This window comes from Streptosporangium sp. NPDC003464, from assembly GCF_053588315.1.
On sequence record NZ_JBSFPS010000476.1, the window covers coordinates 1 to 3429 of the forward strand.

3 protein-coding genes and 1 rRNA gene are annotated in these 3429 nt (G+C 68.6%); 2 read left to right on the top strand and 2 right to left on the bottom strand.

Going from position 1 to position 3429, the window contains the following annotated elements:
- Positions 1-119 precede the first annotated feature (119 nt).
- Complete coding sequence (locus ACWDS7_RS47435; RefSeq protein ID WP_451934669.1) at positions 120-1088, bottom strand: hypothetical protein; 969 nt, start codon at positions 1086-1088, stop codon at positions 120-122.
- On the opposite strand from ACWDS7_RS47435, the gene ACWDS7_RS47440 reads away from it, so the two are divergent.
- Together ACWDS7_RS47440 and ACWDS7_RS47445 are read left to right on the top strand one after the other, a co-directional pair.
- Positions 1035-2846 carry a hypothetical protein gene (locus ACWDS7_RS47440; RefSeq protein ID WP_451934670.1) on the top strand — a complete coding sequence of 604 codons (1812 nt, stop codon included), beginning with the start codon at positions 1035-1037 and terminating at the stop codon, positions 2844-2846. The genes ACWDS7_RS47435 and ACWDS7_RS47440 overlap by 54 nt on opposite strands.
- Before the next feature lie 259 nt (positions 2847-3105).
- On the top strand, positions 3106-3234 hold the full coding sequence (locus tag ACWDS7_RS47445; protein WP_451934671.1) for a hypothetical protein: 129 nt from the start codon (positions 3106-3108) through the stop codon (positions 3232-3234).
- Between the two features lie 104 nt (positions 3235-3338).
- On the opposite strand, the gene rrf is transcribed toward ACWDS7_RS47445, so the two are convergent.
- Positions 3339-3429, bottom strand: a 5S ribosomal RNA gene (gene rrf / locus ACWDS7_RS47450); the annotation flags it as partial.

The window sequence follows — 3429 nt, forward strand, 5'->3', positions numbered from 1 at the left end:
ACGACACCCCGCGTGGTCAACAGCACTCTGACCAGAGCCCTGGAGTTCAACCTGGTCCTGCTGGCCGGGCAGACGCTGACGGTCGACGTGGGCCTCCGTTCACCCGAGGCGGGACCAGATCACTTCTTCTTCTCGACCTCGTCGACGTCGATCTCGGCGGGGTCGTCGGCCGGGTCGTCGAGAATGTCGCCGAAGTCCGGCTCGATGAAGGCCGGGCCGACACCGGTCTCGACCTTCTCGCCGGACCTGTCCCGGTCCGTCACCTCCGCGGCGCCGGCCCCGTTCTCGTCAGAATCGCCGATGATGAGTTCATCGTCCTCGAGGTCGTCCTCAGCCTCAATCTCCGCGTCGAGGGTGGCGACATCGTCGATTCTGACGTCAGCCTCCTCTTCGATGTCCTCGTCCTCGAGGTCCTCGTCGTCCTCCTCGGAGTCATCGTCCCCGAGGTCGGCGTCGATCCCCGTGTCCTCGAGATCGACGTCGAGCTCGTTGTCGAGGTCTTCGTCGTCCTCTTCGAGATCCTCGATGACCGCGCCGGTCAGCTCCGCGTAGCGCTCGGCCGCGTCGGTCTCTCCGTCCTCGTCGAAAGCCATGGCACGGCCGAACCACTCGGTGGCCGGCTCCTCATGGCCTGCGTCGGCGAGGGCGTCGGCATAGGCGAAGGCGAGACGGGCCGACCAGGGCTGCGGACGGGGGTCACGCAGTTCCGGCAGGCGCTGCAGCGTGATGACCGCGGCGTCCTTCTGGTCGAGGTCCCGGCGGGCGCCGGACTCCACGATGGCAAGCTCGATCTTGCCCATCCGGTCGAGGCGCTCGGCCTCCTTGGAGCGGACCAGGTCGAGGGCACGCTCGGGGCGGCCGAGACCGCGCTCGCAGTCCGCCATGATCGGCAGGAACGAGTCGGAGCCGGTCATGCGGCGCGCCGCGCGCAGGTCGCTCAGCGCCTCGGCGAAGTGCCCGGCACGGTAGGCGGCGATGCCCACGGCCTCGCGGATCACACCGATCCGGGCCGCGAAGCGACGGGCGACCTTGGTGTGCTCATAGGCGCGCTCGGCGTCCTCCTCGCCAAGAGCACGCTCGGCCGCCACGAGATGACGGGAGATCAGGTCGGCAAGGTCGAGCGGGAGGGAGCGCAGCTCGTCCCGGATCTCCTTGTCGAGCTCCTCCGCGGTGATGTCCGGAGCGAGAGGAGGCAGCTCCTCACGTTCCTGGCTCGGAGCCTCGTCACGGAAGGCGGGACGGTCGTCCCGGCCGTAGCGGGCGCGGAAGCCCTCGCCCTCACCACGGGATCCACCGTCACGGTCGTCACGGCTGAACGGCCGGCCGCCACGGTCGTCGCGGTTGAAGGAGGGACGGCCGCCGCGGTCGTCACGGTCGCCGTAGGGACGGCGCTCACCACCGCCACGGCTGTCACGGAACCCACCACCGGGACGGTCATCACGATTGAACGGACGACGCTCACCCCGATCACGCTGACCGTACTGGGCACGCGCCTGGTCACGGTCACCGTACTGAGCCCGCGTCTGGTCGCGGTCGCCGTACTGGCTGCGCGCCTGGTCGCGGTCACCGTAGGAACGGCGCTCACCACCACCGGGACGGTCATCACGGTTGAAGGGAGGACGACCACCACGGTCGTCGCGGTTGAACGAGGGACGGCCGCCGCGGTCGTCACGGTCGCCGTAGGGACGGCGCTCACCACCGCCACGACTGTCGCGGAACCCGCCACCGGGACGGTCGTCACGGTTGACGGGAGGACGCTCACCCCGATCATCACGGTTGAACGAGGGACGGCCGCCGCGGTCGTCACGGTCGCCGTAGGGACGGCGCTCACCACCGCCACGGCTGTCGCGGAACCCACCACCGGGACGGTCACCGCGATCACGCGGACCGTACTGGCCGCGCGCCTGGTCACGATCGCCGTAGGAACGGCGCTCACCACCACCGGGACGGTCATCACGGTTGAAGGGGGGACGACCACCACGGTCGTCACGGTTGAACGGAGGACGCCCGCCCCGATCACGGTCACCGTACTGGCCGCGCGCCTGGTCACGGTCACCGTAGGAACGGCGCTCACCACCACCGGGATGGTCATCACGGTTGAAGGGGGGACGACCACCGCGGTCATCACGGTTGAAGGGGGGACGACCACCGCGGTCATCACGGTTGAACGGAGGACGACCACCGCGGTCATCACGGTCGCCGTAGGGACGGCGCTCACCACCGCCACGGCTGTCGCGGAACCCACCACCGGGACGGTCACCGCGATCACGCGGACCGTACTGGCCGCGCGCCTGGTCACGGTCACCGTAGGAACGGCGCTCACCACCACCGGGACGGTCATCACGGTTGAAGGGGGGACGACCACCACGATCGTCACGGTTGAACGGAGGACGACCACCACGGTCATCACGGTTGTCCCGATAGCCACCGCCGGAACGGTCGCCTCCACGGGAGGCGTATGGACCACCCGAGCGTCCTTCACGGCGCTCACCGTATCGAGGGCCGTCGCCCGGACGCCCCCTGCCGCCACCGGCGCGGTAGCTTCCCTGACCGCCGGATCCGCGGTTCTCGCCTTCGTCGCGCCGGCCCGCGCCGTCACGCCCGTTATCACTGTTCACTTCTGGTCCATTCGTCTGCTCACTCGGCGAGCGCGTCCCGTCTCTTGGATGCCTGGGACGATTCGCTGTGCGGGCGGTCTCCGGCCGCGGGGTGCGCCCCGTTCGCTATCGCTGCCCCGCCCTATCATGGTCTGGCGCGACGAAGGCCACCCGCGGTGGGGGTGGCCCGGCCCCTCCAGCCTAGCAAGTCGCCCAAACTCCGTACGCCTTCTGACTTCACCACCATGAACGATCATGCGTGCCGGCGGACGCGATCAGCCGAGTGTCAGCCGGAGACGACAGCGGCCAGTAGCGCGTTGAGCTCGGTGGTCTCCGCTTCACCGAGCAGGCAGGCGAGCTCGCGCTGTGCGCCGCCCTCCACCTTCAGCACCTCGGTGAGATATTCGTCGCCCTTTCGGGGCCAGCCGTGGCACGTCTCACGCCGGTCCGCTCAGGTAGCCGGCTACTGCTCGGCCTGGGCACCGGCGGTTAGGACGAGGAGTCCTCGGTGTTCGGTCTCACCGAGCGCATCCCTGACCAGAAGGTCAGCGTGCTCGATGAGGCGGTGCGCATCATCTGCGGCCTGTGGGACGCGCCAGCGGTCTCCTTCAATAGGAGGCGCTTCCAGGCGAACTGACCCGTTGCTGACACTGAACTCGGCGGTTTGAACGACCCGAAAAGTTAAAAGTCCCCGAACGCAGGAAAGGCCACCCCCGAAGGGATGGCCTAACCTGAAAGATTGTCCGGCGGCGACCTACTCTCCCACACCGTCCCCGGTGCAGTACCATCGGCGCTGAAGAGCTTAACTTCCGGGTTCGGAATGTAACCGGGT